The following is a 3,909-nucleotide window of genomic DNA, read 5'->3' as shown; positions in this document are numbered from 1 at the left end:
AGGTTTCTGGGGGAATTGAGGCATAAGAGAGCGAGAGATCTGAGGCAGAGTCTGTTTTTATTGTCGCTGTTTGAGTGTCGCTTTAAAGCTTTCGTTTCGAGATTTGAGATTTGCGATTGAGCCTTGACGGCGTTAGTGGGCGATCGAACAAACGTCGAAACCAGAGGTTTCTGGGGGACTTGAGGCATAAGAGAGCGAGATTTCTGAGGCGCAGAGTCTGTTGTTATTGTCGCTGTTAATCGCGTGCCGTCGTCCAGTCCTAATGCTCAGATCTATGCTGGCAAATGCCTCTCACGAGGGATGCCACTGACTGCAAAACCTGTAATTGGATAAATGGCATACTAGATAGATTTGGTGGTAAAATCAAATTTGGTAACCCCCATCGGTACAAAAGTTGCGGAAAACGTGAAACTGGCCAGTCCATACGGCTGTGCCTTCCGATGTAAAACCCAAAGTACGTTACGGTAAACAGACCATATTTTAAGCAAGTTACACTGCGCAGGAGAACTGACAAATGCTACAGCGCAAAATCTATCAACTCTGTTGTGATGGTCGTGAGGTTTCTATTTTTCTTCGAGATCAGCAACGTTGGATAGAGCGCGCTCGTATCCTAGATATTGAAGGGGATCTAGTCACGCTGCGCTACGAAACCGACGAAGAAGACGAAATCAGCTCCTGGGAAGAAATGGTGCGTCTTGAAAGTATTGGAGCTGTGTCCCAGAAGTTGGCTTCGGTATCCCGAACTAACTGCGAACCCCTAGTTTCTGACGATTGTCCCGAAGCCGAACAAATTCGCAATCACTACCCGGACTCGAATTTGGAATAGTTTTGAGCTCGCGCTTGAGGCACAAGGAAAACTTGGGGGAAAAGAAAACGGCTTTTCTCCCTTTTTTGTGGAGAAATTATGCAAAAAACTCGGTTTAGGCCAAACATATTCTGGGTGGTGACCACATAAGCTATTTTGCCTTTAAATTTAAGCTTGATGGCGGTATCTCCTGCCCAACCCCTACTCCCCACAAGAGCGTAAGTACACAGTAGTTTAAAAATTCAATACGCGACAGCTTACCCCTGCTGAAACCGGGTTTTTTGTCTGGGTTCGTCCAGGACTGTTCTTTTGTTGTCTTTGCCTGCCGGCTGGTTTCTAAATGCCCGACAGCTTATTCGCCGTCTGTTTCCCCATCTTCTAGGAAAAGTTCGGACTCCGGTATCGCTTTAAACACCGGACAGAAACCGTCGGGGGTAACTTTAAAGCCAAACAAAGCACTGGACTGGTTCCAACAGCGCTGGCTGCGGTAGTGCTGGCAATTGCCGCAGCATTCGAGGTTGGCCTGAACGGCGCTGCCTTGAAAAAGGAGTTCCCGCTGGGAGATGCCGCGCAGTACCAGTTCTTCGCCTTGCCAGCGCGCTTCTACCAAACCGGTATCGGCAAAATTGGCCCACCGAGGATCGGCTGTAATCGGACTCGGCAAGCTAATTGCTACCTCTGTCCCCAATTCGCTGAGTTCTCCCTCATAGTTAGTTTCTGGGATAGCGGGCTGCAAAAACATTTCCCCGATCGGCAATTCGACAAGTGTTCCGGCCGCCGGAGTGTGCAACTGATAGCGGTTTCGCAGCTCGTCCAAGTTAGCCAAGTCAGCCAAATATGCAGGGGAACCGTGGATCAAAATTACGTGCTGGGGACGCAAATTGTGGATGAGTTGGGTCGTCCCCGGCCCGTCGCAGTGTTCGGCTAGCAGATAAGTTTCGACACTTGTGACTCCAAATAGGGGCCTGTTGCCCAGCCAGTCGCTGACGGGATATCCTGGTTTTTGAGGGGCGAGCAAAATCCAAGGATTTGTGCCATCGGCAACATACAAAGCCAAATCAGCTAACTTGTCTGTAATTACAATACAGGGCGTGGCTCCCAATCCGGGGCGTTGTTCGGCAGACAGCCTGCGGACGCGGGGTTTCACTCTTTCGTCCCAAAACAAAGGTTGGTGCAGAGCAAAATTTTGGACGGCGGTGGGAAATTGGGGTAACAGTTCCAGATAAGCGTCGCACCCGTCGGCGACAGTGCCGTCCACCCAAATATCCAAGTCGCGGCCAGTAAAGTAGTGGTGACTGCGGAGCAGCATCAGCATTTCTTGGCCCAAACCAAGGGCCGGCGCGGGCAGCAGTACCGAGTACCCGTCGGCGATGGCGCGGTGGATGCGATCGGCTAACTGATTTTCCAGTTGTCGGCGGTGAGGGTGGCGCGCCGTGCCGTAACTGCCTTCCAAAATTAACACATCCGGCTTCATGCCCCTGAGTTCTCCCAGCGGTAAACCTTCCACCAAACGAGAATTGGACAGGAAAAAGTCGCCGGTGTAAACCACTGTGTAGGTGCGGTGCGGTGCGGCATAAGTCAGCAGCACAGTCGCCGCTCCGGGCAAATGACCCGACGGAAATAACTGCACGCTCAGTCCTGGGCGCACTTCGAGCGGCGACTGCCATGGCAGTCCCTGACAGAACCGGGACTCTGGCTGCTGAGCCAGTTCTGGCCAGTTGAGCGGTAGCAGTCGCGCTGTCACTTCGCTGGCATAAATTGGCAAGTGGGGGAAAGATTGATGGAGTGCTAGCAAACCTCTGGCATGGTCAGAGTGGGCGTGGCTGCACACCACAAAATCGGCTGGCAGCGATCGATTTAGTGTCGCTGACAGCGGTGCAATATCCTCTATACCGCAGTCGAGTAAAATGCGGTGCGGCCCCATTCGGACTAGCAGACAGACCCCTTCCTGTGCGTGGCCTGCGCCGTAAGGTAAACAATCGAGATCCATCACTGCGGTTAGCTCCCTGCTTTGCACGCAACTTGCAGTATCGCCACTTTTAAACATCGGTTGCGACTGCATTCATTCGATCGAGTTCAGTCTCGGACGCTGAAACGGGGTTTGATGAACGAAAACACTTTGTTGCCGCCCTCGCTCCCGGTTAAAAAACCCGGTTTATCTAAAGTTGTGGTGCGTAAGCCCTGGAGTTAAATGTTTGCTCGAAGGCTCCGGCTCCCGTGCAAGGAAAGTAATTGCACTTAAGATTTGATGCAGCGCCAAGAAAGCGATTTTCCGAAGCCATTGGCCGGACGGGCATTCGGCCTGCGAAAAAGTTCATGCTACTGGTTCTGGCATCAAAAGTTACATTTTATTGCACCATGTAAGAGTAGTGAACTCGATCTCATATTCTGAGTTTTAAACCTTTTTTCACAATTTGCGCCTGCTAAAAGCTAGTCTTTTTTATGAGAAGATTTTAATTCAGATGTCCAAAGATCTTGATAAAACTTTACAATTCTTCATTTTTAGGGTTGTGAGGGCGGTGTATAGTCCAATCTGAAAAACGGAGAACCAGCATCGTACTAGCTAACTCCTTTTGTCCGGGCCGAGAGAGACTTTATGAGTTTGCTCGGTTTCTTTGTAAAAGTTTGATACATTCTTCTAAGCAAACCTTGTGGCTATCGAGGAGAGAGTTTAAATGGCTTTTGACGCCGCCCAAAAACGGATATAAGTTTCCGACAGGAATCGCCCGCAGCCCAAAGTTTTAGACTCTTGTTCAAGCTCCAGATTCATCTGTGAAGTAAATCTCAAATCGCTCGACAGAGGGCGACTCGACGGCTCGCCCAAAGTCTCGCCGAAGTCTCAAAACTCAAACCTAAAATCGGCTGACTTGCCCATAATAGGTTTGTTTACAAAAAAACACGGGAGGCGGAAAGCGAGGGTATCTTCAGATATCAGATGCAAGCGACACGGCGGTTGAAACCGCCTTGAACCTTTCTTAGTATTTCTTAATGAAATAGGGTAGTAATAAATATGTAGTGATTAGATATTTATTGGCTCAAAACATAGTTGTAATGATGGATAAAATACCAAATAGCACCAATATGGTTTTCTAACTTTTTAGAAA

Annotated in this window: 2 protein-coding genes; one reads left to right on the top strand and one right to left on the bottom strand. The window is 49.4% G+C overall.

The annotated features are described in order from the left end of the window. The first annotated feature begins 514 nt into the window (after window positions 1-514). Window positions 515-826, top strand: a complete 312-nt coding sequence (locus QUB08_RS27645) for a DUF6679 family protein (protein ID WP_006633466.1) — start codon at window positions 515-517, stop codon at window positions 824-826. Between the two features lie 331 nt (window positions 827-1,157). Here the strand turns inward: QUB08_RS27645 and QUB08_RS27640 are convergent, their stop codons facing one another. Beyond that, a complete protein-coding gene (locus QUB08_RS27640) occupies window positions 1,158-2,795 on the bottom strand; it encodes an MBL fold metallo-hydrolase (RefSeq protein ID WP_333228973.1) in 1,638 nt (545 codons plus the stop codon). Between the last annotated feature and the right edge of the window lie 1,114 nt (window positions 2,796-3,909).

Source organism: Microcoleus sp. BR0-C5 (assembly GCF_036705045.1).
Lineage (GTDB): Bacteria > Cyanobacteriota > Cyanobacteriia > Cyanobacteriales > Microcoleaceae > Microcoleus.
Note: the sequence above shows the minus strand (reverse complement) of the source record. Positions and strands in the feature narration are given on the sequence as shown.

Coding starts and splice junctions, on each gene's coding strand:
- QUB08_RS27645 (WP_006633466.1), top strand. CDS start 515: ATGCTACAGCGCAAAATCTATCAACTCTGTTGTGATGGTCGTGAGGTT.
- QUB08_RS27640 (WP_333228973.1), bottom strand. CDS start 2,795: ATGGATCTCGATTGTTTACCTTACGGCGCAGGCCACGCACAGGAAGGG.